We start from the raw sequence: 24,507 nt of genomic DNA, 5'->3' as shown, positions 1-24,507 counted from the left end.
TCAAGGCGCCTTAACGGCGCCGGTCGCGGCGGGAACTCATCGGTTGAAAGGCGACACCCACGTGTGCCTCGCAATAGGGTTTTCCGGCTTGGGTGGACAGGCCACAGAACCAGAAATCATCGGTTGCCGGATCACCCACGGGCCATTTGCAGGTGCGCTCCGTCAGTTCCATGAGGCTGATTTTCTTGGAGGTCTTTTCCACTTCGCGCACGCTGGCCAAAGCCTCGGGCGAGATTTCGTTGGCCGAAGGTTGCGGTGGCAAAGGCTGCCCGGCGGGGATGATCGCCTTGCGCATATGGCTCGTCGTCGCCGGAACCGCAGGCGCGGGTGCCGGCGCAGGGGGCACCGGGGCCGCCGCCTTGGGGGCGGCGGGGGCCGGTTCGGGTGCCGGCGCGGCGGCGGGCGTGGGTTTGGCCGCCACTTCGGGTTTCTCCTCGGCGGGCTGTTCGGCCTTTACCGGTGCTGCGGCGCGGTTGGACAGGCCAAGGCGATGCACCTTGCCGATCACGGCATTGCGGGTGACACCGCCCAATTCCTTGGCGATCTGGCTGGCCGACTGGCCCTCGCCCCACATCTTTTTTAACGTCTCGACGCGTTCATCGGTCCAGGACATGGCGGCTCCTTGGCGGCAGGGGTATCTGGGCGGCACAGGCGCGACGCGGCACTGCGGCACCCACGGTATGGGTTGGGCACCCACTGGATGGGTTGGCCCTATTTTAATCACCCACGCGGCGGATACAAGGGATAGGCGACGCGACGTTGCATCGGGACGGCGGCAAAAAGGTTGGGTTGGCCGGGTGGCGGGGATGTGGCGCGAAAATTTACTTCACAAACCGCCCTTTCCGACGTATCCAAACCGAATGAGCATATTTACCCAGATCACGCTGCGACGCCGACGCTGATCCCGATTCCCGGGCGCGCCTTGCTGTGCCCGCTGCTCTGACCCTTCGCAAATTGTTGACAGCCCCGTGCCAAACGGCCACCAAAAGGGGCCTGTCTTGTCTTAAGGACCGATCCCATGATCCCTTCGATTCTGCCCACCTATAACCGCGCCCCCCTATCGTTTGAAAAAGGCGAAGGCGCCTGGCTGACCGAAGCGGACGGGACGCGATACCTTGATCTGGGGGCGGGGATCGCGGTGAATGCCCTGGGCCATGCCAACCCCGATCTGGTGGCGGCCCTGACGAAACAGGCGGGCGCGCTGTGGCATGTCAGCAATCTTTACAACATTCCGGCCCAGCAGAAGCTGGCCGATCTTCTGGTCGAACACACCTTTGCCGACACGGTGTTTTTCACCAATTCCGGCACCGAAGCCTGTGAATTGGCGGTCAAGATGGCGCGCAAGCATTTTTACGACGCGGGCCAGCCGGAAAAGACCGACATCATCACCTTTTCCGGTTCGTTCCATGGCCGTTCGGCCGCAGGGATTGCCGCAGCCGGATCGGAAAAGATGACCAAGGGCTTTGGCCCGCTGTTGCCCGGCTTCGTCAATCTGCCCTTTGGCGATCACGAGGCGCTGAGCAATGGGATCACCCACACCACAGCCGCCATTATGGTTGAACCGATTCAGGGGGAAGGCGGCATTCGCCCGCTGCCTGATCAATGCCTTAAAGGGCTGCGCGACCGGTGCAATTATCACGGCATCCTGCTGATTCTGGATGAGGTGCAATGTGGCATGGGGCGGACGGGAAAATTGTTTGCCCATGAATGGGCGGGGATTGAGCCGGACATCATGATGGTGGCCAAGGGTATTGGCGGCGGTTTCCCCCTGGGCGCGGTTCTGGCGAGCGAGGCTGCCGCGAGTGGCATGACGGCGGGCAGCCATGGGTCAACCTATGGCGGCAATCCGCTGGCCTGTGCCGTGGGGGCGCGGGTGATGGAAATCATGACCGATGCGGCGTTCCTGCCCGAAGTGAACCGCAAGGCGGCGCTGTTTCGGCAGGGGTTGGAATCCCTTGTCGCCGCGCACCCCGGGGTGTTCGAGGCGGTGCGGGGCAACGGATTGATGCTGGGGCTGAAATGCGTGGCCCCGAACACCGATGTGATGGCGGCGGGATATTCCGAACATGTGCTGACGGTGCCGGCCGCCGACAATGTTCTGCGCCTTTTGCCGCCGCTGACCCTGACGGACGCCGATATCGCCGAGGCACTGACCCGCCTTGACCGCGCCGCCGCCAGAGTTCAGGCGCACACCGGCTGAATTGACCACCTTTGCCCGACGCCTTCCCCCAAGAGACAGATTGTATGACCCATTTTCTTGATATCGACAAAACCGACCCTGCCGCGCTGCGGCAGATCATCGACAGCGCCATGGCGATGAAAAAGGCCCGCAAGGGCCAGTTGCGCGGCACGCCGGACGCAGAACTGCCACTGGCAAACCACATGGTCGCGCTGATTTTTGAAAAGCCCAGCACCCGCACCCGGGTCAGCTTTGACGTAGGGGTGCGGCAGATGGGGGGGCAGACGATGGTGCTGTCCGGGGCCGACATGCAGTTGGGCCACGGCGAAACCATCGCCGACACCGCCCGCGTGTTAAGCCGCTATGTCGATCTGATCATGATCCGCACATTTGAGGAACAAACCCTGCTGGACATGGCCGAATATGCCACCGTGCCGGTGATCAACGGGCTGACCAACGCGTCGCACCCCTGCCAGATCATGGCCGATATTCAGACGTTTGAGGAACATCGCGGCCCGATCAAAGGGCGCCGCGTTGTGTGGTCTGGGGATGGCAACAATGTCTTTGCCAGTTTCGCCCATGCGGCAAAGCAATTGGACTTTGAACTGGTCTTTACCGGCCCGCCGCCCCTTGACCCCGATCCGGCCCTGAGCGGGCTTTATAAGATCGAGCGTGATCCGCAGGCTGCCGTGCGGGGGGCCGATCTGGTGGTGACCGACACCTGGGTCAGCATGCATGATCCGCAATCGGCCCGGGAGCGGCGCCACAATCAATTGCGTGGCTATCAGGTGAATGAGGCCCTGATGGCCAAGGCAAACGAGGATGCGTTGTTCATGCACTGCCTGCCCGCCCACCGCGACGACGAGGCGACGAGCGCGGTGATGGACGGCCCCAATTCGGTGATCTTTGACGAGGCCGAAAACCGTTTGCATGCGCAAAAGGCGATCATGCGCTGGTGTCTCGGGGTCTGATCCAAAGGCGCGCTGCGCGCAGAACATTCCTTTGCCGCCCTTCGGGCGGGCGTGCCATCGTTGGCGGGATGTTGGGTGGCAAGTGTTGTATGAGTATTTTTATCAGTAAAAGCGGGGCGCGCCGCGATGTGGCGCGCCCTGATCACCAGGCCTCAGAGGGTCAGGCGGAAGCGGGTGAAGCCGTCGTCGCCATCGCCCATCGGAGTGAGCGTGACGCCGGGGACGGCATCTGCATAGGCCGCACCGCCGGGACCGGTATCGAAGGTGGCCGTGGTGTCGGGGAGGGGGCAAAGGACCAGTTGCCATCGGCCCTTGGGTTGATGGTGCCCTGTTCCACGATATAGCGCACGATCACGTCGCGGTTTGTATCGGGGCCTTCAAAAACGATGGTATCGCCCTTTGCACCCGGGAAATCACCGCCGCCCGACGCGCGGTAGTTGTTCGTGGCGACGATGAATTCCATCTCGTCGGTCACGGGTTCGCCCTGATATTCGAGGTTCACGATCCGCGATGCCCCGGGATTGAGCGGGGCGCCCTGGGGGGTAAAGCGCGATGGTTGGGACAGGTCGATCTGATAGGTGACGCCATCCATGACATCGAAGTTATAGCTGGGGAAATCGGGATTGAGCAGGGGTTGATCCTTGCCGCCTGCCGGGATCTGGTTGAACATCCCGGCACTGCGTTCAAGCCAGCCGTGCAACTGGGCGCCGCTGATTTTTACTGCCCGGATGGTATTGGGATAGAGGTAGAGATCGGCGACGTTCTTGATCGCCACATCCCCCACGGGCACATCGGTGTAATATTCCGGGCCGCCCCGCCCGCCGGCCTTGAACGGGGCGGCGGCGGACAGGATCGGCAGGCCCTCATATTCGGTGCCGGCCATCATCTGGGCGATATACCAGGTTTGCGCCTGGCTGACGATCTGCACCGAGGGGTCATCGGCCACCAGGGCAAAATAGCTGTAGAGGGGGCTGAGGTTTTGCCGACGCCGCGCCGGACATAGGCCAGTGTCGCGTCGTGATCGGCCTGAGCCGCCGCCAGGACCGCCGGATCGCTTTGGACCAGCGGCGTGACCGTGCGATCTTCGTTGCGTTTGACGATGGGGCGGGTTTCGCTGGCGTGGCTGGCAATCCGCCAGCCCGCGCCATCGCGTTCCAGCATCAGATCGACGACGCCAAGGTGGCTGCCCCAAAAGCCGCCCATGGTGGCGGGTTTGCCATGCAGCGTGCCCTTTGCGGCATCGACCCCGGCAAACCCTTCATAATTCGGCCCCGGGAAAACCAGGTGCGAATGGCCGGTCAGGATCGCGTCGATCCCATCGACGAGGGCCAGTGCCGTCGAGGCGTTTTCTAGGCCCTCGTGGTCTTCTGGTGCGCCGATGCCCGAATGGGACAGGGCGATGATGATGTCGGCGCCCTGTTCTTTCATCACCGGAACATGGGCGCGGGCGGCGGTCAGGATGTCGCGGGTGGTGACCTTGCCCTCAAGGTGCTTGCGGTCCCAGTTCATGATCTGCGGTGGCACAAAGCCGATCAGCCCGATCTTGATCGGGTGGGTTTCGCCGGCGCCGTCGGTCAGGGTGCGATCGAGGATGATGAAGGGGGGCAGCAGCGTTGTGTCTTTGGTCGGATCACTGCCCTGTTGCTTGACCACATTGGCCGAGACGATGGGGAACCCGGCACCGGCCACGGATTTCATCAGGAAATCAAGGCCATAGTTGAATTCGTGGTTGCCCAGGGTGCTGGCATCAAAGCCCAGCGTATTCATCGCGGCCATGACGGGATGCAGGTCGCCGTCTTTCATGCCACGCTCATAAGCGATGTAATCGCCCATGGGGTTGCCCTGAAGAAAATCGCCATTATCCAGCAGCAGGGTATTGGTTGCCTCGGCGCGGATGTCAGCAATATGGGCGGCGGTGCGGGCCAGACCGACGGTATCGACCGGACGATCCGAATAATAATCATAAGGGAAGACATGCACATGCAGGTCGGTGGTTTCCATCAACCGCAGGTGTGCCTGCCCTGCCGCGGCCTGGGCCGAAAAGGGGTGAACCATGACCAGCGCGCCGCCGGCCGCGGTGAGGTTAAGGAAGGAACGGCGGCTCATGTTGGGTACAGCTTTGACAGACATCCGGATCTCCTGAGTGGGGTGGCGGGATCATACGAGAGCATCATGACAGGAATTCCTTTGGCAAGGAATATTTCGCATATACGTTTCCGGGAGTGAATAGATTTAAGATCGCCTTTAGATTGAGAGTGTAAATATTTTCGTCTGTGGTGCATTTACCGCGTCGTGCTGGCGTGGCACCCAATGGGGGCAACCGGGCGGAGAGCGGAATGAAACTGGCGGAAACGGTGATCTTTGGTGGCGGTGCGTTGAACCGCGCGGCAGAGCTGCGCGGCGACGGGGCGGCGTTGGCGCGGATGCTGGACGATCCGGCGGCGCGGGTGCTGCCCATATGGCGGGGCAAGCCGTTGTTTTCCCTTGTGGGGGGCGCCCGACCCCCGGCTGGCTTTCCCCTGGCGATCCGGTGCTGAAGGATGGCGGGCCGCCGGTGTTTCTGGGGTTGGACAATGGCCCGCGTTTTGCCGTCGACCTGTCGGCATGGGAGCCGGAGGCGCTTCCCGATACATTGAATGATTTCTTTGATCCGTCGCAACAGCGCCACCCCGGCGTATCCGGGGATCAGGCATTTGCCGAGTTGCGCGGCGTGATGAGCGATCTGTCGCCGCAGGATGCCGAATTGGTTGCCACGGCCAAGGCCGTGCTGGGATGGCATGTGACCCATCGGTTTTGCGCCCGTTGCGGCACCGAATCACAGATGGCCATGGCGGGCTGGCAGCGCGATTGCCCGGCCTGTGGTGGCCATCACTTTCCGCGCACCGATCCGGTGGTGATCATGCTGATCACCCGGGGCAATTCGGTTTTGCTGGGCCGGCTCGCCCGGCTGGCCTGCGGGGATGTTTTCGTTGCTGGCGGGGTTTGTCGAACCGGGTGAAACCATCGAGGCCGCCGTGCGCCGGGAGGTGTTTGAAGAGGCGGGCATTCGCGTGGGGGACGTGGGGTATCTGGCGTCACAGCCCTGGCCGTTTCCCGCTTCGTTGATGTTTGGGTGCCAGGGGGTGGCACTGGACGATGAGATCACAATCGACCCGGCCGAGATCGAAGAGGCATTGTGGCTGTCGCGCGAGGATATGATGCAGGTTTTCGCCGGCGAACATCCGCGCATCAATGCCCCGCGCAAGGGCGCGATCGCCGGGTTTCTTTTATCCCATTGGGTTGCGGACAGTCTGGATTAGGTCAAAAATCCACACGCCGCCACGACACAACCAAAAGGGCAGGGCATGATCGAATTTTCGACCCGCAAGGATATCGAGGCACCGCAGGCTTATGTGTTCCGCGCCGCCTGCGATTTCACCGCGTTTGAGCGGCAGGCCTTGCGGCGCGGAATCGATGTCAGCCGCACCAGTGGCCCCGGCCCTGTGGGGCCTGACTCCACATGGGTTCTGAATGCCGAATATCGCAACCGGACCTGGAAGATAGACGGGCGCATGGTGCAGTTTGACCCCCCTTCGGGGTATGAATTGCACGGGGCGACCGCTGGCGTTGATTTGAACATCGCGGTGGATGTCATGGCGCTGGCGCGATCCGTGACGCGTCTTACGGTTGCCTTTTCCGTGGCGCCCCGCACCCTGAGCGCGCGGCTCTTGGTGCAATCCTTGCGGTTGGCGCGCCGCTCCATCGAGACACGAATGGAAACCCGCGTGGCTGTGTTTGCCAGCGATATAGAGGACAAGTTTCGCGGCATCGCCTGAGCGCGCGGGGCGTCAGAATTCCACGCCGATCTGCGCCTTGACGCCCGAACGGAACGGATGTTTCACCAATTCCATTTCTGTCACCAGATCGGCGATTTCGATCAATTCATCCTTGGCGTTGCGCCCGGTCAGAACCACATGGGTCATGGGCGGTTTGTCATCGCGCAGGAATGCCACAACCTCGTTTACATCAAGATAGTCATAGCGCAGGGCGATGTTGATTTCATCCAGCAGAACCATGGTGTTGGCCGGATCACGGATCAGTTCTTTGGCTTTGTCCCAGGCGGCAGCGGCCATTTCCATATCACGTGATTTGTCCTGGGTTTCCCAGGTAAACCCTTCGCCCATGGTGTGAAAGGCGCAGGTGTCGGTGAAGTGGCGCAGGATAAGATCACGTTCGCCCGTGCTCATCCCGCCTTTGATGAATTGAACCACGGCGCACTGCATACCGTGGGCGATACAGCGAAAGATCATGCCAAAGGCGGCGCTGGATTTGCCCTTGCCCTTACCTGTATGAACGATCACCAGCCCCTTTTGATCGGTCTTGGTCGCCATGATCTTGTCTCGGGCGGCCTTTTTCTTGGCCATCTTGGCATTGTGGCGATCAAGATCGGCCTGGGTGTCGGGCTTTGGCGTGTCGGTCATGGTCATATCCCCCGGTGTAGTCGCGCCCAGAGTGTCGCGCCTGTGAGGTGGGTGCAAGGGGGCTTATTTCAGGCGCACCGAAACGAGCGGGTATTTGAATTCGTCGGTTTGCGGGTTCGTCTGGGCGGCATTGACCGCGCCGATCACGATGGCGCCCAGAATGCCTGTGCCGATGGCGGCGTTTTGTCGCTGGGCCGAGGTGAAATTGAACGCGCTGACCGTGGACGATCCGGCGCGCCCGTCGGGGTGGGTGCAGCGCACAAAGATCGCCGGAGAGTTCGGACCGTAATCAGGCACCACCACATTGGCCGGAGTATTGAACCGGGCGGTGTAAAGCCCCGCATCCAGCACGCAGGGCACGCCGCTGATTTCCACATTGCCGCCGCCGTTTTCACCGGTGCCACGGGTGCGGATGGTGACGGTTTCCTGACCGCGGAACCGCGGCACCGGATTGCCCCGCGAACGATCACGGGCATAGACATCAATCCCCACGGCGTTGCCCGGGGTTTTGGGCGTGATCATGATTGGCGGCGTGGTGACATCGGCAACGTCACAGGCGGCGAGGGACAGAAGAACGAGAGGAAAGTAAGCGCGACGCATTGAATGGGGAACTCCGGTTTGCAAGTGATGCGATGATATTGTCCAGCCTGCGCTGTGGACAGCTGCCCGGCCAAGTATATCTTTTATTTCATCGGGTTGTGGCTAAAATACCGTTAACCAATATTTAACCTCGTTGTGGTGATAACGGGGTATGAAAAATTTATATCCTGCTTTTTTGGTATTTGCGGCAGTGGTTCTGACAGGCTGTGACAGCCCCAGCATCGCTTTTCAGGGCGTCCCGGCGCAGCAGATCACCGTTGGCCCCTCGACGTTCAGCGTCCGGGTGCGCGGCGATCGGGCCGAAGCAATGCGCATCAGCCGGGAATGGCGCCCAGGCGAGGCGGCGATCCTGGCCCGTGCGGAAACGGCGATTATGCAGGCGTCTGGCTGTGAGGTCGCCAAGAACGGGCTGACCGGGGATCAGGCGATAGTCCGGGCCAGGCTGAACTGTGATTACGGCACTTCTCGCAATACCTGAAACACTCAGTATCACCCAAGGCGTTGAAATCTCTGATTTCAGGCAGTGTTGGGTGATACAGGTTTTTGCGAAAGTGCTTTAGTGGCGCAACCGGTCGATCAGGGCGTGGGCCGAATTGGATTTCGGGGTCCAGAGGCCACGTTTGATCGCCTCGTCCAGCCGCTGGGCGATTTCGCGCAGGGCCGGGGCGTTGTGTTCGGCGATGAATTCGCGGGTGGCGTCGTCTTCGAGAAAGGCGGCATGGACCAGATCAAAGTGGTGGGATTTCACCGCGCCGGTGGTGGCTGCAAAGGCAAACATGTAATCCACGGTCGCGGCGATTTCGAAAGCGCCTTTATAGCCGTGGCGTTTTACCCCATCAATCCATTTCGGGTTGACCACGCGCGAGCGGACAACCCGCCCGATTTCATCGTCCAAAGTGCGGATGACCGGGCGTTCGGGGCGTGAGTGATCGTTGTGATAGATCGGGCGTTGCTGCCCTTGCAGGGTTTGCACAGCGGCGGCGGCACCGCCCTCGAACTGGTAATAATCGTCGGAATCCAGCAGATCATGTTCTCGGTTGTCTTGGTTCTGGACGATCGCCTCGGTTTGTTTCAGGCGGGTTTCAAATGCTCTTCGGTCCTGACGTCCCTCATCGCCCCTGCCATAGGCATAGCTGCCCCAGGCGAGATAGGCGTCAGCCAGATCGGCGGTATTGGCCCAGAGTTTTTCGTCGATCATGGCTTGCAGGCCCGCGCCATAGGCCCCGGGTTTGGAGCCGAAAACCCGGGTCGTGTCGTTTTCGCTGCGGGCACGATGGGCGGCGGGGTTCATATCCTGTGGTTCGTCCAGCGCCATGACGGCGCGTGCGGCGCTGTCAATCAGATCAATCAGTTGCGGAAAGGCGTCGCGGAAAAAGCCCGAAACGCGCAGGGTGACATCGACCCGGGGGCGGGCGAGGGTGCTGGCGGGAAGGATCTCAAAGCCGGTCACGCGGCGGTTGGCGGAATCCCATGTGGGTTTCACCCCCATGAGGGCGAGGGCCTGGGCGATGTCGTCGCCGCCGGTGCGCATGTTGGCGGTGCCCCAGGCGGTGATCAACAGGGTGCGGGGCCAGTCACCGTGATCCTGGAGGTGTTTTTCGATCAGTAGATTGGCGGATTTCCACCCCAGCGCCCAGGCGGTTGGCGTGGGCACGGCGCGGCTGTCGACGCTGAAAAAATTGCGCCCGGTCGGAAGCGTGTCAAGGCGGCCCCGTGTGGGGGCGCCGGAGGGGCCGGGCGGGATGGCACGGCCGTCAAGAGCGGTGAGCAGGGCGGTGGATTCGGCGGGGCCGCATCGGGTGACGGTCTGGGTGATGGTTTTGAGTTCGTCGAGGACTTGTGTTGTTGCGGGGCCGGGGGACGGCGCGCGGCTGTCGCCGACGCCCCGCCCACCGTCCCATAGGGTTTGGGCCAGGAGTTCGAGGCGTTCGATTGTGTCGCCGGTCGTGCGCCAGGGCTCATTGGTGAGGTCAAGCGCTGTTGGGCGCGGGCCGCTCCAGTGGGCGGCCATATCGGCATCGAGTGGGTCGAATTGCAGATCGAGATCATGGGCCAAGGCGCGCAGGAGCGATGCGTTCTTTCCTTTGCCGTCGCCCCGGGGGATGCGGGCGAGGGCGATGGCGAGATCGCGCAGCAGGGGGCCGGTTGGGGATTGGCCGAAGATGTGCAGGCCGTCACGGATCTGGGCCTCTTTCAATTCACAGAGGTAGGCATCGAGTTTGGCAAGGTCGCTGTCGGTGTCGCCGGTGAACTGCGCGTCCTTGTCGAGGCCCGATATGGCCGTGAGCGACAGGATTTCCCGGCGCAGGTGGGTGATGCGCCGGGGATCGACGCCTGCCGCCTCGTAATATTCGTCGACCAGCGCTTCGAGGTCGCGCAGGGGACCATAGGTTTCTGCGCGGGTCAGGGGCGGGGTCAGGTGATCGACGATCACCGCCTGGGCGCGGCGTTTGGCCTGGGTGCCTTCGCCGGGATCGTTCACGATGAAGGGATAGATGTGGGGCATCGGCCCCATGGCCGCCTCGGGGAAACATTCATCGGAAAGCGCGAGGGATTTGCCCGGGAGCCATTCGAGGTTGCCGTGTTTGCCCATATGGACAAGGGCGTGGGCGCCCCAGTGTTCGCGCAGCCAGATGTAGAAGGCGAGATAATTGTGCGGCGGAACCAGATCGGGGGAATGGTAGGTTTCGGTCGGGTCGATGTTATAGCCGCGCGCCGGTTGCAGGGCGACGACCGCGTTGCCGAACCGGTGGATGGAGAGTTTGAAGCCTGCGGTCGGGGCGGTGCCGGATTTGAGTATTTGAGTCAGTAAAAAGGGGTCTTGTTCGGGTTTGCCCCAGCGGGATTCGATCTGGTCGCGCAGGGCGAGGGGGAGTTTTGCGTAGTGCTTTTCGTAGGTGGCGAGGGGGAGAGTTTGCCCGCCCTTTTTGTCGGCGTGATCGGTGAGCCAGTTGGTGGGACCAGCGAGGAGGCTTTCCATCAGGGATTGGCTGTCGGCTGGGGCATTTTCGATGGTGTAGCCTGCGTTTGACAGGGTGCGCAGGGCATGGGCGGTGGCGGCGGGGGTGTCGAGGCCGACGCCGTTGGCCAGGCGCCCGTCCTTGTTGGGGTAGTTGGCGAGGATCAGGGCGATTTTGCGGTTTTTTGGTTTCGTGTTGCGCAGGGTGGCCCAGTTTTTGGTCAGGCTTGCCACGAAATCTATCCGTTCACCGTTGGCGCGGTAGGTGGCAATGGGGCATTGGGTGGCGTCGTCGAAGTAAGCCTCGCCCTTGAAGCTGATGGCGCGCGACAGGATGCGGCCGTCGACCTCGGGGAGGGCGACGTTCATGGCAATGTCACGCCCCGACAGGCCGGTTGTGCCCTTGGCCCAGGATTCTTCGGTGCCCGAGGCAAGGACGACCTGAAACACCGGGGCATTGTTGGCGGTGGGCATCGCCAGAGGGTTGGTGGTTTCGCGGTCGCCCTGATGGGGCGAGCCGGTGGCGAAGGCGGTGGTGTTGAGGATTACGTCCGGCGGGGCGGCGGTGAAGAGGTGATCGAGGGTGGCGGCGGATACCGGATCTTTCAGCGAGGCGACAAAGACGGGCAGCGGGTTCAACCCGGCGCGCAGCAGGGCGCGGGTGAGGCGGTTGATCGGGTGCAGCCCGGCGCCCTGTACCAACGCGCGATAGAATATGATCGGCACGACGGGCGCGACATCCTGCCAGTGTTCGCGGAGCGTGGCGAGCGGGGTTGGGCCGCTGCCTGGCCAATAGGCGCCCGCGCGCAACAGGGGCGCGGCGGCGGGGGTTTCGGCGCGCCGGGAGGGCGCGTTCAGCATCGCATCGGCGTAGCGCAGCAGGTTGGTGGCGTTGGCGGGGCCGCCTTCGACGAAATAGGACCAGAGCGCGTCATAGTCTTCGTCTGAGACGGTTGAAAGCGCACGGATTTCGGCATCGGGTTTGTCATCACCGGGCAGGGCGGCAAAGGGGATGCCCGCCGCATGAAGGCGGGCGGCATATTGGGTGAACCCGTATTTCCAGTATCCCGCACCGCCCAGCATCCGGGCGATGACCAGCCGGGATTTCGTGGCGCAGTTGTCCAGATGCAGATCAACCGACATGGGGTGGATCAGGTGGGTCAGGTTGGCCAGCCGCAGGGTGGGCGCATCGGCCAGTTCGGCGCGCGCCTCGGACAGGGCGGCCAGTTCGGTGTCGGCGGCCGAGATGAGCACGATATCGGCGGGGGTCTGGCCCAGATCGACGGGCTCATTTCCGTCGTCCACGGTGCCGGGGGTGGCGGCAAGAAGGTGCATGTCAGTCCAGCCGCTTTTCCAGGAAAATGCTTGTTGTGTTGGCGAGGTAAGCGCCGAAGGGGCCACAGGCGGTAAACCCGTGGCGCGCGTAAAGGCGATGGGCGGCGTGCAGGATGTTGCCGGTTTCAAGACGCAGCAGGGGCAGGCCGAGGGCGCGGGCGTGATCCTCGATCTGGCGCAACAGGGCGCCTGCCACGCCGCGCCCACGGGCGGTTTCAGAGGTGAACATGGATTTTACTTCGCCGTAGCCGTCCTTTTGTGCCAATGCGCCGGTGCCCAATGTTTCGGCCCCGTCGCGGGCGACAAAGAACGCGATTTCGGGGGATTTCAACGCGTCGAGCGAGAGGTAATGATTGTCCTCGGCGGGAAAGGACGCCTCCATCAACGCGTGGCTGGCGGCCAACAGCGCGGCGGGGCCGGGCGCAAGGGGGTCGCCCGGTTCGACAATCAATGTCACGCCAGCGCCTTTTCAATGGCGGCGCGGTTCAGCCCGGCCTGTCCGATCACCACAAGGCGGGTTTCGCGGGGTTCATTTGCGCCAAGGGGGCGGTCAAAATAGCTGTCGATGCGGGGGCCGACGGCCTGCATGGTCAGGCGCATGGGTTTGCCGGTGACGGCGGCAAAGCCTTTGAGGCGCAGGATGTTGTGGGCCTTTATCGTTTCGACCACCCGGGCCGAAAACGCCGCCGGATCGCTGAGTTCTGGCAGGGTGAGCACGAAGGATTCAAATTCGTCGTGGCCATGTTCGTGTTCATGGTCGTGATCATCATCTTCGTCGTGGTGATGGTGATGATGCACCTCGTGGCGGGCCTCAAGGCTGGCTTCGGCGGCGGCGTTCTGGCCCAAAAGCACACCAATGGGCAGGGCACCCATGGTGGCGGTGACCACCTGCACGCCATCGCGGCTGTCGGATTTCAGGCGGCTGGCCAGTGCAGTGGCCTCGTCTGTGCCCAGCAGATCGGCCTTGTTCACCACGATCATGTCGGCACAGGCGATCTGATCTTCGAACAGCTCGGACAGGGGCGTTTCGTGATCGAGGTTTTCATCCTGCGCGCGCTGGGCATCCACAGCGGCGATGTTATGGGCAAACTGGCCCGTGCTGACCGCCTTGCCATCCACCACCGTGACCACGCCATCGACCGTGACACGGGTGTTGATGCCGGGCCAGTTGAACGCCCGTACCAAAGGTTGCGGCAGGGCAAGGCCGCTGGTTTCAATCACGATGTGATCGGGCGGGTTGGGACGGTCCAGCAGCTTTTCCATGGCGGGGATGAAATCATCGGCCACGGTGCAGCAGATACAGCCGTTGGACAGCTCCATCACGTCGTCATCGGTGCAGGTTTCATCGCCGCACCCTTTCAGGATGTCGCCATCCACGCCAAGGTCACCGAATTCGTTGATGATCAGGGCAATGCGCCGTCCTTCGGCGTGTTGCAGCATGTGGCGGATCAGGGTCGTCTTGCCAGAGCCGAGAAAGCCGGTAACGACGGTGGCAGGGATTTTTGCGGGCATGGGGTATCCTTTGGGCGGGGCTTGATCGGCGGGCACACCTGAATTAGGGGCGGGCGATGAGCCATGAAATTGTGATATGCGCGTCCTGTCGGGCCGGGACCACGGCCAAAGGGGCCGCGCTGATTGCCGCGCTGGTGGTTCCCGTTGGTTTCATCCTGCGGCAGGTCGATTGCATGACCATGTGTGGCGAACCGGTGAGCGTGGCGTTTCGGGCGCCGGGCAAGGCGACATATCTGTTTTCCGGGGTGGATGCCGGCGATTGCGCCGACATCCATGGATTTGCGGCGCTGTATGCGCAGGCACCAGATGGCTGGATCGAGGATGCGCGCGCCGCCGGGCGGTTGCGCCTGTGCCTCAAGGGAAGGGTGCCTGCGTGATCGTTCATGCGGGGACGGGATTGCCCTGTTCGGCCAGCCGGGAATAAAAGAACCCGGCAAGATACCCCAGAATTGCCCATCCGGCGGCGGCTGACCCGAGGCTGCGGGTGGCAAATTCGGCAGACAGTTCCGGGGGGCAATGCCAAAGTATGTGTCAAGCATCGGCGCGCCGAATACCTGCGGCAGCAGGATCAGAACAATCCCCACCAGCGGCACCAACGACCGGCCAAAAGCGATCAGCGCGATGCCGCCCCCCGTGGCAAGGGTCGTTGCGGCCCACCAGATCTGGCGCGCGTCCACATCCGCGGCGATCGTGCCGGGCAATTCTGGCGGCAGGCCAAAGGCGGGCGCCAGTTGCACGGCAAAGAACCCGCACAGCCCCCAGATCAGCCCCGAACGTGGGGTGATTGTATGGCCGCGCAGGGCCGCCAGTGACATGCCCGCCAACAACAGAAACGCAAAGCCGGTATAGGTGACGACGTTGAACGCCACGGTCAGGCCATGGCGTGCCCAGTCGGTGCCAATGGCAGGCGCGGCGGAAATGCTCTGGGTGGTGCCGTCGATGGCGAAATGCACCCGGGCGCCGGTTTCGTACAATTCGCCTTCCAACAGCAGCGGAATCACGAACTGAAACTGGATCAGCGCGGCGCAAACGCCTGCCGCCAGCCCAGCGAACACCGCGCTGGTCAGTACAGTTTTGAACATGTTTTCGGCCTTGGGATCAGTGGCAGGGAAATGCCATGGCGTGGCGTTGGTCATGGGCGGCGTCATGCATGACGCTGGCCTGCGCAAGACCCGAGGCACAGATCAAAAGGATACCGGCAACCACCGCGAACAGGATCACGGCAGGGGTCGCCGTTTGTGTGCGGGGCAGGGTTTGTGTTTGTGTCGTCATTTGGTTCATCTCCTTGGCCCGTCACACCCGACGGGAGGGTTGCATCGCCGCATGGCAGGTCTCCTGGCTGGCGGGTCATCACATGCGCTGGCCTTCCCGGATCGCTCCAGTGGCATTCTCAGCGCAGGCTCGCCGCGGACAGTCGCGGGGGCGGCTGTGGTGGCAGGCCCCGGATTGGGTCACCTGTTCCACATTCCCAATTATGCCCGGCGTGTGGATCACGGGTTTGGGCACCATGCTGTGCCATTTGGCACCGGCGGCGGGTCCGGGTCAAGGTGATTTGCGACAATCATGGGCATGGCTGCGCCACCGGCTGCGGGCATTTTGCGGCCTTGACCGGCGCGGGTGAATCCCCCAAACAGGCGGCGATGGTTCCCGGCAGCCTAAGGCGTAAACCGGGATGAAAAGGGAATACGGTGAGGAAGAGCCAAGGCGCGCCAACTCCGTAACTGCCCCCGCAACTGTAAGCGGCGAGCGACCCCGAGGATCACCACTGTGCCCCGAATGGCACGGGAAGGATCGGGCAAGCAGCGACCCGCGAGTCAGGAGACCTGCCATCACGGGTGCCGATGTTCGGCACTTTGATGCAACCAACCCGGGCGGGGTGTCCGGTCAGGAGATCATGATGCGTTCACGGATTGCGCCGTGCCCCATGCGATGTTCGCCGCCTGCCCCGCCATTGCGCGGAGGGCGACATGGGCCAGGAAACCAACACGACCACACACAGAATAACCGTCTGCCTGTCGTGCAGACACACCGGGGCGCCTTGTTGGTCCGGTTATGAACTGATCACGCGATTGCGTGCGGCCATTGCGGCGGCGGGCGATCTGGTCGATGCCGATTTCGCCATTTCCGGCGTCGCCTGCATGACGTGCTGTTCGCGGCCCTGCACTGTGGCCTATCATGCCACGCGCAAGGCGACCTATCTGTTCGGGGATACCACACCCGAGGATGACATCGACGATCTGGTGGCTTTTGCGCAAACCTATGCCCTGCGGTACAATGGCGGGTGTTCGTCGGTGGAGCGCCCCGGCACATTGCGCAAATCGACACTGGCGCGGGTGCCGTCGATGATGATCGTGACCGAAGAAGATGACAGGCGCCTGTCATGAGCGCCGCCCATCTGACAGTTGAAAATGCCACCTGGGCGCCGCGTAAACGCGCCCCCCTGGTGCTGCATCCTGTGCGTTTTCACGTCGCTGCGGGGCGGGTTCTGGGGGTGGTCGGACCGAATGGCGCGGGCAAATCCACCTTGCTGCGCCTGCTGTACCGGTTTCACGCGCCGCATTCGGGCCGGGTTCTGGTGGGGGGCGATGACCTGTGGCAACTGCCCGCCCGCGCCGCCGCGCGCCGGGTGGCGGCGGTGTTGCAGGAACAGCCCGCCGGCCTTGGGTTGAGCGTGCGTGAGATTGTGGCGCTGGGCCGCACCCCCACCGCGCCGCGCTGTCCATGTCGGGGGCGGGGGATGGGGCGGTCGTTGATGGCATTCTGGCGCGGCTGGACCTTGCGCAATTACAGCACCGCGAATTCGCCACCTTGTCGGGCGGTGAGCGGCAGCGCGCCATGGTGGCCCGCGCCCTGGCGCAGGGCCCACAGATTCTGGTGCTGGACGAACCGACGAACCATCTCGATATCCGTCACCAGCTTGAGGTGCTGGCCCTGATCCGGGATCTGGATCTGACCATCGTGGTGTCGTTGCACGATTTGAACATGGCCGCCGCGATCTGTGACGATATCCTGATCCTTGATCGCGGACATATGCGCGGCTTTGGCCTGCCCGATACCCTGCTGAGCGAACCTTTGGTGTCTGACATCTTTCGTGTCAATGCCCGGCGCGAACGCCTGTCGATCAGCGACACCAATCATTTTTCCTTTCACCTTCCCACCTGAGAGTATTGCAATGAAAACCATCGCAGCCGCCGCTGCCCTGTGCCTGTTGGCCAGTGGCGCCATCGCCCAGACCACCGTGAAAAGCTGTGATCGCGTGGTGACATTTGATGCCCCGCCAAGGGCCGCCGTATCGCAGGATGTGAACATGACGGAAATGATGCTGGTTCTTGGGCTGGCGGACCGGATGGCGGGATACATCGGTATTTCCGACCGCCGAAAGATGAACCCTGAAATGCGCGAAGCGGTGGCAAAACTACCCGAACTGGCGCCGAAATCCCCCAGCAAGGAGGTGCTGATCGGGGCGGATGCCGATTTTTACTTGGCGGGGTGGAATTACGGCATGAAAGTGGGCGGCGAAGTGACCCCCGAAACAGCTCGCCCCATTCGGGATCAAGGTTTACGAACTGTCCGAAAGCTGTATCCACATCGGCCCCAAGGCCCCCGCCAGCATGGAGGACATGTATAACGATCTGCGCAATCTGGGCGCGATCTTTGGTGTGTCTGACAAGGCCGCCGCGCTGATCGAGGGTTACAAGGCCGATCTGGCCGGTTTCCTTGCCACCCAGCCGCCGCTGAGAACACCGCCCCGGGTGTTCGTCTATGACAGCGGCGAAGATGTGCCCTTCACCGCCGGGCGCTATGCCATGCCCAACGCCCTGATCCAACAGGCAGGCGGCATCAACATCATGAATGATTTTGAGAAAAGCTGGGCGACCGTCGGGTGGGAGGCCGTGGTGGAACGAAACCCCGAGGTGATCGTCATCGTGAATTATGGCAGCGTCACCGCCGAACAGAAGGCCGATTTCATGCGCAATAATCCCGCCTTTGCCGGGATCGACGCCGTGAAAAACGACCGCTTCGTCGTGCTGGATTATATCGAGGCCACGCCGGGGCCGCGCAACATTGCCGCGGTGAAAACCCTTGCCGCCGCCTTTCGCGCGCCCTGAGCCATGAGCGGACAAACTGACGATCACGCGCCCCGGCTTGGGCGCACATTCGGGCTGAGCCTTACTCTCTTTCTGGGGACGGTTGCCTTGCTGCTGTCGCTTTCGGTGGCGGTCAGCGTGGGGGCCGTGCAGGTGCCGATGCAAACCGTCTGGGGCGTGGTGATCAACCGGATCGTCCCCGGTACCATGGATGTCACCTGGAGCGCGGGGCGCGCCGCCATCGTGTGGGATATCCGCCTGCCCCGGGCCGCGCTGGCCTGTCTGGTGGGGGGTGGTTTGGCCGTGGTGGGGGCCAGCCTTCAGGCGGTCACGCGCAACCCTTTGGCCGATCCGCATCTGTTGGGCATTTCGGCGGGCGGGGCGTTTGGCGCCATATTGGCGCTGCTGCACACGGGGTTGTTCATCGGGTTCCTCACTGTGCCACTGATGGCTTTTGGCGGGGCGCTGGGCGCGACATTGCTGGTGCTGGCGGTGGCGCGGCTTGCCTCGGCCACCAGCGCCGATCGCTTGGTTCTGGCCGGGGTTGCGGTGTCGTTCATCGTGATGTCGGCGGCCAACATGCTGATCTTTCTGGGCGATCCGCGCGCCACCCACACGGTGGTGTTCTGGATGCTTGGCGGGCTGGGCCTGGCCCAATGGGGGCAGTTGGCCTATCCGCTGGTGGTGCTGGCCCTTTGCGGGGTCTGGCTGTTTCTGAACGCGGGCAACCTGAACGCAATGACCGTGGGCGATGAAACCGCCTCGACCCTTGGCATTCCCGTGGCGCGGTTCCGGCTGTCGGTTTTTGTGGTCGGGGCGCTGATCACCGGGGTGATGGTGGCCTTTTCCGGGGTTATCGGGTTTGTCGGACTGATGGTGCCCCATATCGTGCGGATGATCGTCGGCGGCGATCATGTGCGTCTGTTGCCGGTGTCGGCGCTGTTCGGGGCGCTGTTCCTGCTTTGGGCCGATATTCTGGCGCGCACAGTGATGGCGCCCGACGATATTCCGGTGGGCATTGTGACGGGCCTGATCGGCGGGGCGTTCTTTGTCTGGCTTTTGCGCCGCAAGGTCGGATGATCCGCGATATATTGTGGATAACTGCACTGATCCGCCGATATGCAGGGGCGGCGCGTTGACTCTGCCCATCCGGATTGGCCAAAATAGCGCCTGATCTTGCAACAGGGGCCACAGCGACGTGCGATTCACCCGTCTGAAACTCAACGGTTTCAAATCCTTTGTCGATCCGACCGACCTGATCATCGCCGAGGGGCTGACCGGGGTTGTCGGGCCGAACGGTTGTGGCAAATCCAACCTGCTTGAGGCGCTGCGCTGGGTCATGGGGGAAAACCGCGCCTCGGCCATGCGCGGCGGCGGGATGGAGGATGTGATTTTCGCTGGCACCTCATCACGCCCGGCGCGCAATTTCGCCGAGGTCGCGCTGCATCTGGACAATTCCGAACGGCTGGCGCCCACAGGGTTCAACGATGCCGATGTTCTTGAGGTGACGCGCCGGATCACCCGTGATGCCGGCTCTGCCTACAAGGCCAACAGCAAAGAGGTGCGGGCGCGTGATATTCAGATGCTGTTCGCCGATGCCTCGACCGGCGCCCATTCGCCCGCCTTGGTGCGGCAGGGGCAGATCTCGGAACTGATCAACGCCAAACCAAAATCCCGCCGTCGCATTCTGGAAGAGGCGGCAGGGATTTCCGGCCTGTATCAGCGCCGCCACGAGGCCGAGCTGAAGCTGAAAGCCGCCGAAGCCAACCTTTTGCGCGTCGATGATGTGGTCGAGGCATTGGCAGGGCAACTGGCGCAACTGGCCCAGCAGGCCCGTCAGGCGGCGCGCTACCGTGAAATCGGCGCTGAATTGCGGCGCGCCGAAGGGTTGCTTTTGTATCGCCGCTGGCGCGAGGCAGACGTGGCGCATCAGCGCGATCAGGCCGGGCTGCGCGACCGCACCGCGCGCGCGCGCGAAGCCGAACGCGCCGCACTGGCGGCAGAACAGGCGCGCGACGTGGCCGACGCCGCCTTGCCCCCCTGCGCGAGGAAGAGGCAATCGCCAGCGCGGTATTGCAACGCCTGACGGTCGAGCGCGAGGCACTGGCCGAGAGCGAGACCCGCGCCCGCGCCCAGATCGACACGTTGCAAAAACGCATCGGTCAGCTTGAACATGACGCCGAGCGGGAAGAGACCCTGAACAGCGATGCCGGTGAAACCATCGCCCGGCTGGAGGGTGAGGCGGCAGAGCTGGCCCACGCGATGGAAGGGCAGGCCGAGGCACTGGCCATCGCCGCCGCCGCCGCGCGCGAAGCGACCGAGGTTCTGGCAACGCGCGAGACAGCCCTGGGCGCGCAGACCGAAGAGGTGGCGCGCCTGTCCGCCCGTCACCATTCGGCCCAGCGGTTGGTCGAGGATTCCCGCCGCACCCGTGATCGCGCCATGGGCGAGGCCGAAAGTGCGCGCGCCGCTGTGACGGCTGCCGAAGCGGCATTGGCCAGGGTTGCCGCGAATTTCGACACCGCCGCCGCCGCCCAAACCGCCGCCGCCGATCTGGCCGCACGGGTCGAGGCGGCGCTGATTGCTGCCGATGAGGCGCGCAGCGATGCCCAATCGCGCGAGGCCGACGCCCGCGCCGAACGCAGCGCCGCCGAGGGGGAACTTGGCGCGCTTCGGGCCGAGGCGGCGGCGCTGTCCAAACTGGTGGCGCGTGACACCGCCGAAGACGGTCAGGTGATGGATCTTTTGTCCGTCGCGCCGGGCTATGAAAAGGCGCTGGGCGCCGCACTCGCCGATGATCTGCGCGCCCCGGCCATTGGGGTGGCGGGGGTGTCGGGCTGGGCGCCCTTGCCCGGTTACGGCGTGGCACAGCCCTTGCCCGAGGGTATCGTTTCGCTGGCCGATCATGTGCGCGTGCCGGATGTGCTGACCCGCCGGATCGGGCAGATCGGCCTTGTCGCGCCCGAGGAAGGCGCGCAGATGCAGGGCACCTTGCTGCCCGGTCAGCGGTTGGTCAGCACCGAAGGCGATCTGTGGCGCTGGGACGGGTTTCGCGCCGGGGCCGAAGATGCGCCCTCTGCCGCCGCCCTGCGGCTGCAACAGATGAACCGGATCGAGGGATTGAAGCAGGAGATGGAGCGCGTCAGCGCCCGTGCCGAAGGGGCCGCGACGGCCCATGACATGCTGAAAACCCGGCTTGAGGATCTGACCCGCACCGACCGCGAAGCGCGCGAGGCGCGTCGTGATGCCGACCGGCAGGTGTCTGAAACCAACCGCGCCCTGTCGCGCCTTGAGGCCGATCGCAACATTGCCGATGGCAAGCTGGAAAGCGCCCGTCTGGCCGTGACCCGCCACGAAGAAGAGGCGATGGCCGCCCGCACCCGGGTGAATGAGGCCGAAACGGCACTGGCGGGACTGCCCGATCTGGGCGGGCTGCGCGCCGAGGTCGAGGACGTGAAAATGACGGTTGAGGCATCGCGCATGACGATGATGCAGCGCCGCTCGGCCCATGATGAATTGCGCCGGGACGGCGAGGCGCGCAGCCGGCGCGCACAGGCGGTGAACAAGGAACTGACCGGGTGGCAGAGCCGTCTGGAAACGGCGGGCAAACGCATGGCCGAGCTTGAATCGCGTCTTGCCACATCGCGCGGCGAACTGGCGGCGGCCAGTGGCGCGCCCGATGAAATCGCGGCGAAACGGGCCGATCTGGACCGGGGATTTGAGGATGCGACAGCGCGCAAGGGCGCGGCGGCGGAGGGTCTGGCCAGCGCTGAAACGGGTCAGCGGATGGCGGTGATCGCCGCCCGTGATGCCGAACGCCAAGCAAGCGAAGCGCGCGAGGCCCGCGCCGCCGCCGAGGCCCGGGCCGAGGCCGCCGGTGCGGCCGTGGAACAGACGGCGGCGCGGATATTCGAGGCCCTGGAGGTGACGCCGCAGGTGTTGCTGGACACGCTGGATGCCGACCCCGAGGCGATGCCTCCGGCGGAACAGATCGAAACCGAGGTAAACCGCCTGAAACGGCAGCGCGATGCATTGGGCGCGGTGAACCTGCGCGCCGAAGAGGATGCGCGCGAGGTGCAGGGCGAGCATGACCTGCTGATCACTGAAAAGGCCGATCTGGAAGAGGCGATCAAGGCCCTGCGCACCGGTATTGCCGGGCTGAACCGCGAAGGGCGCGAACGGCTTTTGACCGCCTTCGAACAGGTAAACGCCAATTTTGCACAATTGTTCACCCACCTGTTTGGCGGCGGCGACGCGCGGTTGGAACTGGTGGAATCCGACGACCCGCTGGATGCGGGGCTTGAGATCATGTGCCAGCCGCCGGGCAAGAAACTGTCGACGCTTTCACTGCTGAGCGGCGGTGAGCAGACCCTGACGGCAATGGCCCTGATTTTTGCGGTGTTTCTGGCCAATCCGGCGCCGATCTGCGTGCTGGATGAGGTGGACGCGCCCTTGGACGATGCCAATGTGACGCGGTTTTGCGACCTGTTGGATGAAATGACCCGCCAGACCGAAACCCGGTTCCTGATCATCACCCACCACGGGGTGACGATGGCCCGGATGGACCGTCTGTTCGGGGTGACCATGGGCGAATTGGGGGTGAGCCAGCTTGTCTCGGTCGATCTGAAAAAGGCCGAAGCGCTGGTCGCCTGAGGGCTGAACGCGAAACGGGCCGGTGCGTTTGCACCGGCCCATCGTTGTTTGCAAGAAAGGTTGGGGGCGGATTATTTGTCCGCATCTTTCCATTCGGGCATATCCTTGAGCGCGTCACCGCTGGCGGCGATATGCACGCTGATATCGTCGGCATCGGCCTCGGGGTGCATCAGCGTCAGCTCATCCATGCTCACGGCGACCGGGTGTTCGCCCATCCCAAGAAAACCGCCGATGTCGAGCACGACTTCGTTCACCTTGCCTTCGTCCGAAATCAGCAGTTTGGACACATCGCCGATCCATTCGTTTTCGGCATCATAGACCCGGGCGCCGATCAGGGCATCACTGTCCACCTCGGTTGCGGCGACTTCGACGCGTTTGTCCATGTCATCCATCTTGGCGGGCATGGTGGTGTCAGCCTGGGTTGTGGTGGCGACAGTTTCCGGCGCGGCAGGGGCCGTGGTGGTTGCCGGTTGCGTGGCGTTGCCCATGGTCCAGCCATCTACGCTTTTGGCGTCGAATTCAGGGGCGCTGTCCAACTGCGCCTGAGAGGCTGTCACGACGATGAAATAATCATTCGCGTCGTTGCCATCACGCACAAAATTCAGCTTGTCCATGGTAACGGCCACGGTGCGTTCGCCAATTCCCAGAAAGCCGCCAATGTCGAGCAGGACTGCTTCGGTGCTGCCGTCGCGCGCCATGAGGATATCGCTGATTTCGCCTACATCGTTCCAGTCGTCGGACACGTCCATGGTTTCGGCGTCGGCGAATTTGACTTCGGACGTATAGAGCCGTTTGCCGATCAGATCCGAGGCGCGCAGCTCAAACGGGGTTGCTGCGGTTTGGCTGTCGGTGGGGGCCGTATAGAAGGGGCCGTCGCTCATGTTGTCCTGCGCCAGCACGGGGGTGGCCAGAAGGGCGACGAGTGCGGTTGTTGTCATGAACTTTTTCATGTCGAAGGTTCCTTTTGTTGCGCTGCGGGGAAGGCCCCGCCGTTGGGCAATCAATGTTTGTCGGGCCGCGTTGTTCCGCGATATCCGGGAAAAACTGTGTCTTTTGGCGGCAAGGGCAGGGCAAAGGATGACAAATCGCTTCATCCGGGGGGCGGCGTGCGCGTGCCGCTTGACCCAGAGGCAGGCAGTGAGGTTAACTTGGATGATTGAAGGGCGAGGAAACAACATGAACCGAATTCTTATTGCCGCCTGTGCGGTCGCGATCGGGGTTGGTGCGCCTGCGCTGGCCGAGGGAATAAGCAAGGGCGTGGGCAGCTTTCCCGTCACTGACACGCCAGAGGCCGAGACGCCGGCACCCCCGGCACCGGTTGCAGGCGGCTTGCGCAAGGGGCTGTTGGCGTCGGACCCGGAATCGATTCAGGCGGCGATGCTGTCCGAAGGGTATCAGGCAAAGCTGACCACCACCAGTTCGGGCAATCCGATGATTACCGGTAAGGTGTCAAGAAGCGATTACTGGGTGTATTTTCTGGATTGCAAGGACGGGAAAAACTGTAAGGGGATTCAGTTTCACAGCGCGTATATCCTGAACCGTCCGATTGATGCGGCCGAAATGAACGATTTCAATTCGCGCTATCGCTATGTGCGGGCCTGGCTGAGCGATGAGGGAAACCCGCGGATGCAGATGGATCTGTTGATGCGCGATGATGGCATGGGGCCGGAAACCTTTGCCACCTATCTGGATCTGTGGCGCCAGTTGGTTGTGCTTTGGGAAAAGCAACTGGGTGTCTGAGGGATGGGGG

Annotated in this window: 17 protein-coding genes, 5 pseudogenes and 2 riboswitches; of the genes and pseudogenes, 12 read left to right on the top strand and 10 right to left on the bottom strand. The window is 63.1% G+C overall.

All coding sequences use genetic code 11. The features are described 5' to 3' along the window. Positions 1–10: 10 nt before the first annotated feature. Positions 11–613, bottom strand: a complete 603-nt coding sequence (locus AC0L7P_RS17915; RefSeq protein WP_473433940.1) for a GcrA family cell cycle regulator — start codon at positions 611–613, stop codon at positions 11–13. 405 nt (positions 614–1,018) lie between these two features. Between AC0L7P_RS17915 and AC0L7P_RS17910 the strand changes: the two genes are divergently transcribed. Further along, entirely contained in the window at positions 1,019–2,200 is a 1,182-nt protein-coding gene (locus AC0L7P_RS17910) for an acetylornithine transaminase (RefSeq protein WP_473433939.1), read from the top strand. A 44-nt stretch (positions 2,201–2,244) separates the two neighbouring features. Next, on the top strand, positions 2,245–3,150 hold the full coding sequence (argF, locus tag AC0L7P_RS17905; protein WP_473433938.1) for an ornithine carbamoyltransferase: 906 nt from the start codon (positions 2,245–2,247) through the stop codon (positions 3,148–3,150). 152 nt (positions 3,151–3,302) lie between these two features. Here the strand turns inward: argF and AC0L7P_RS17900 are convergent. Continuing rightward, positions 3,303–5,256 (bottom strand): annotated as a pseudogene (locus tag AC0L7P_RS17900) (bifunctional 2',3'-cyclic-nucleotide 2'-phosphodiesterase/3'-nucleotidase). Positions 5,257–5,486: 230 nt separating this feature from the next. Between AC0L7P_RS17900 and nudC the strand changes: the two are divergent. Next, positions 5,487–6,449: pseudogene (gene nudC / locus AC0L7P_RS17895) on the top strand (NAD(+) diphosphatase). Positions 6,450–6,494: 45 nt separating this feature from the next. Next, positions 6,495–6,965: an SRPBCC family protein gene (locus tag AC0L7P_RS17890; RefSeq protein ID WP_473433937.1), complete on the top strand. Its 471-nt coding sequence runs from the start codon at positions 6,495–6,497 to the stop codon at positions 6,963–6,965. Between the two features lie 12 nt (positions 6,966–6,977). Here AC0L7P_RS17890 and cobO read toward each other — a convergent pair whose 3' ends face one another. Then, positions 6,978–7,616 (bottom strand): cob(I)yrinic acid a,c-diamide adenosyltransferase, encoded by a 639-nt coding sequence (gene cobO, locus AC0L7P_RS17885; RefSeq protein WP_473433936.1) that lies wholly within the window; start codon positions 7,614–7,616, stop codon positions 6,978–6,980. 57 nt (positions 7,617–7,673) lie between these two features. After that, complete coding sequence (locus tag AC0L7P_RS17880; RefSeq protein WP_473433935.1) at positions 7,674–8,210, bottom strand: hypothetical protein; 537 nt, start codon at positions 8,208–8,210, stop codon at positions 7,674–7,676. A gap of 151 nt (positions 8,211–8,361) precedes the next feature. On the opposite strand from AC0L7P_RS17880, the gene AC0L7P_RS17875 reads away from it, so the two are divergent. Next, positions 8,362–8,688 (top strand): hypothetical protein, encoded by a 327-nt coding sequence (locus AC0L7P_RS17875; RefSeq protein ID WP_473433934.1) that lies wholly within the window; start codon positions 8,362–8,364, stop codon positions 8,686–8,688. A 78-nt stretch (positions 8,689–8,766) separates the two neighbouring features. Here the strand turns inward: AC0L7P_RS17875 and cobN are convergent, their stop codons facing one another. The 5 genes from cobN to AC0L7P_RS17850 are packed head-to-tail and all read right to left on the bottom strand — an operon-like array spanning position 8,767 to position 15,288. Then, positions 8,767–12,504, bottom strand: a complete 3,738-nt coding sequence (cobN, locus tag AC0L7P_RS17870) for a cobaltochelatase subunit CobN (protein WP_473433933.1) — start codon at positions 12,502–12,504, stop codon at positions 8,767–8,769. A 1-nt stretch (position 12,505) separates the two neighbouring features. Further along, complete coding sequence (locus AC0L7P_RS17865; protein WP_473433932.1) at positions 12,506–12,961, bottom strand: GNAT family N-acetyltransferase; 456 nt, start codon at positions 12,959–12,961, stop codon at positions 12,506–12,508. Beyond that, positions 12,958–14,016, bottom strand: a complete 1,059-nt coding sequence (gene cobW / locus AC0L7P_RS17860) for a cobalamin biosynthesis protein CobW (protein WP_473433931.1) — start codon at positions 14,014–14,016, stop codon at positions 12,958–12,960. Before cobW ends, AC0L7P_RS17865 begins: the two co-directional genes overlap by 4 nt. After that, positions 13,953–15,152: a CbtA family protein gene (locus AC0L7P_RS17855; protein ID WP_473433930.1), complete on the bottom strand. Its 1,200-nt coding sequence runs from the start codon at positions 15,150–15,152 to the stop codon at positions 13,953–13,955. The genes cobW and AC0L7P_RS17855 overlap by 64 nt, the downstream gene beginning before the upstream one ends. Beyond that, a complete protein-coding gene (locus AC0L7P_RS17850) occupies positions 15,115–15,288 on the bottom strand; it encodes a CbtB domain-containing protein (protein ID WP_473433929.1) in 174 nt (57 codons plus the stop codon). Before AC0L7P_RS17850 ends, AC0L7P_RS17855 begins: the two co-directional genes overlap by 38 nt. Positions 15,289–15,324: 36 nt before the next feature. Beyond that, a riboswitch (cobalamin riboswitch) is annotated at positions 15,325–15,541 on the bottom strand. Between the two features lie 99 nt (positions 15,542–15,640). Further along, a riboswitch (cobalamin riboswitch) is annotated at positions 15,641–15,861 on the top strand. 122 nt (positions 15,862–15,983) lie between these two features. On the opposite strand from AC0L7P_RS17850, the gene AC0L7P_RS17845 reads away from it, so the two are divergent. The 6 genes and pseudogenes from AC0L7P_RS17845 to AC0L7P_RS17820 all read left to right on the top strand — a co-directional run bounded on the left by AC0L7P_RS17845 (position 15,984) and on the right by AC0L7P_RS17820 (position 22,757). Next, on the top strand, positions 15,984–16,400 hold the full coding sequence (locus AC0L7P_RS17845; RefSeq protein WP_473433928.1) for a DUF1636 family protein: 417 nt from the start codon (positions 15,984–15,986) through the stop codon (positions 16,398–16,400). After that, positions 16,397–16,636: pseudogene (locus AC0L7P_RS17840) on the top strand (ATP-binding cassette domain-containing protein); the annotation flags it as partial. The gene AC0L7P_RS17845 and the pseudogene AC0L7P_RS17840, both read left to right, overlap by 4 nt. Positions 16,637–16,737: 101 nt before the next feature. Next, on the top strand, positions 16,738–17,178 hold the full coding sequence (locus tag AC0L7P_RS17835) for an ABC transporter ATP-binding protein (protein WP_473433927.1): 441 nt from the start codon (positions 16,738–16,740) through the stop codon (positions 17,176–17,178). Positions 17,179–17,188: 10 nt separating this feature from the next. Then, positions 17,189–18,125, top strand: a pseudogene (locus tag AC0L7P_RS17830) (ABC transporter substrate-binding protein). Positions 18,126–18,128: 3 nt separating this feature from the next. Further along, the gene (locus AC0L7P_RS17825; protein WP_473433926.1) at positions 18,129–19,184 is read left to right on the top strand and encodes a FecCD family ABC transporter permease; all 1,056 of its coding nucleotides are present in this window, start codon (positions 18,129–18,131) and stop codon (positions 19,182–19,184) included. Between the two features lie 118 nt (positions 19,185–19,302). Next, a pseudogene (locus AC0L7P_RS17820) lies at positions 19,303–22,757 on the top strand (chromosome segregation SMC family protein). Positions 22,758–22,828: 71 nt separating this feature from the next. On the opposite strand, the gene AC0L7P_RS17815 reads toward AC0L7P_RS17820, so the two are convergent. Then, complete coding sequence (locus AC0L7P_RS17815) at positions 22,829–23,707, bottom strand: PRC-barrel domain-containing protein (protein ID WP_473433925.1); 879 nt, start codon at positions 23,705–23,707, stop codon at positions 22,829–22,831. A gap of 226 nt (positions 23,708–23,933) precedes the next feature. Here AC0L7P_RS17815 and AC0L7P_RS17810 point away from each other — a divergent pair, with 226 nt between their 5' ends. After that, the gene (locus tag AC0L7P_RS17810) at positions 23,934–24,497 is read left to right on the top strand and encodes a YbjN domain-containing protein (protein ID WP_473433924.1); all 564 of its coding nucleotides are present in this window, start codon (positions 23,934–23,936) and stop codon (positions 24,495–24,497) included. The last annotated feature ends 10 nt before the right edge of the window (positions 24,498–24,507 follow it).

This window comes from Oceaniglobus sp. K40-3 (genome assembly GCF_055808395.1).
The sequence above is the reverse complement of the archived record's forward strand: the minus strand, read 5'-3'. Positions and strand labels throughout refer to the sequence as shown.

What these genes read in the sequence shown, in the direction of transcription:
- AC0L7P_RS17915 (WP_473433940.1), bottom strand. Translation starts at nt 613, where the DNA reads ATGTCCTGGACCGATGAACGCGTCGAGACGTTAAAAAAGATGTGGGGC.
- AC0L7P_RS17910 (WP_473433939.1), top strand. Translation starts at nt 1,019, where the DNA reads ATGATCCCTTCGATTCTGCCCACCTATAACCGCGCCCCCCTATCGTTT.
- argF (WP_473433938.1), top strand. Translation starts at nt 2,245, where the DNA reads ATGACCCATTTTCTTGATATCGACAAAACCGACCCTGCCGCGCTGCGG.
- AC0L7P_RS17890 (WP_473433937.1), top strand. Translation starts at nt 6,495, where the DNA reads ATGATCGAATTTTCGACCCGCAAGGATATCGAGGCACCGCAGGCTTAT.
- cobO (WP_473433936.1), bottom strand. Translation starts at nt 7,616, where the DNA reads ATGACCATGACCGACACGCCAAAGCCCGACACCCAGGCCGATCTTGAT.
- AC0L7P_RS17880 (WP_473433935.1), bottom strand. Translation starts at nt 8,210, where the DNA reads ATGCGTCGCGCTTACTTTCCTCTCGTTCTTCTGTCCCTCGCCGCCTGT.
- AC0L7P_RS17875 (WP_473433934.1), top strand. Translation starts at nt 8,362, where the DNA reads ATGAAAAATTTATATCCTGCTTTTTTGGTATTTGCGGCAGTGGTTCTG.
- cobN (WP_473433933.1), bottom strand. Translation starts at nt 12,504, where the DNA reads ATGCACCTTCTTGCCGCCACCCCCGGCACCGTGGACGACGGAAATGAG.
- cobW (WP_473433931.1), bottom strand. Translation starts at nt 14,016, where the DNA reads ATGCCCGCAAAAATCCCTGCCACCGTCGTTACCGGCTTTCTCGGCTCT.
- AC0L7P_RS17855 (WP_473433930.1), bottom strand. Translation starts at nt 15,152, where the DNA reads ATGACCAACGCCACGCCATGGCATTTCCCTGCCACTGATCCCAAGGCC.
- AC0L7P_RS17850 (WP_473433929.1), bottom strand. Translation starts at nt 15,288, where the DNA reads ATGACGACACAAACACAAACCCTGCCCCGCACACAAACGGCGACCCCT.
- AC0L7P_RS17845 (WP_473433928.1), top strand. Translation starts at nt 15,984, where the DNA reads ATGGGCCAGGAAACCAACACGACCACACACAGAATAACCGTCTGCCTG.
- AC0L7P_RS17835 (WP_473433927.1), top strand. Translation starts at nt 16,738, where the DNA reads ATGTCGGGGGCGGGGGATGGGGCGGTCGTTGATGGCATTCTGGCGCGG.
- AC0L7P_RS17825 (WP_473433926.1), top strand. Translation starts at nt 18,129, where the DNA reads ATGAGCGGACAAACTGACGATCACGCGCCCCGGCTTGGGCGCACATTC.
- AC0L7P_RS17815 (WP_473433925.1), bottom strand. Translation starts at nt 23,707, where the DNA reads ATGAAAAAGTTCATGACAACAACCGCACTCGTCGCCCTTCTGGCCACC.
- AC0L7P_RS17810 (WP_473433924.1), top strand. Translation starts at nt 23,934, where the DNA reads ATGAACCGAATTCTTATTGCCGCCTGTGCGGTCGCGATCGGGGTTGGT.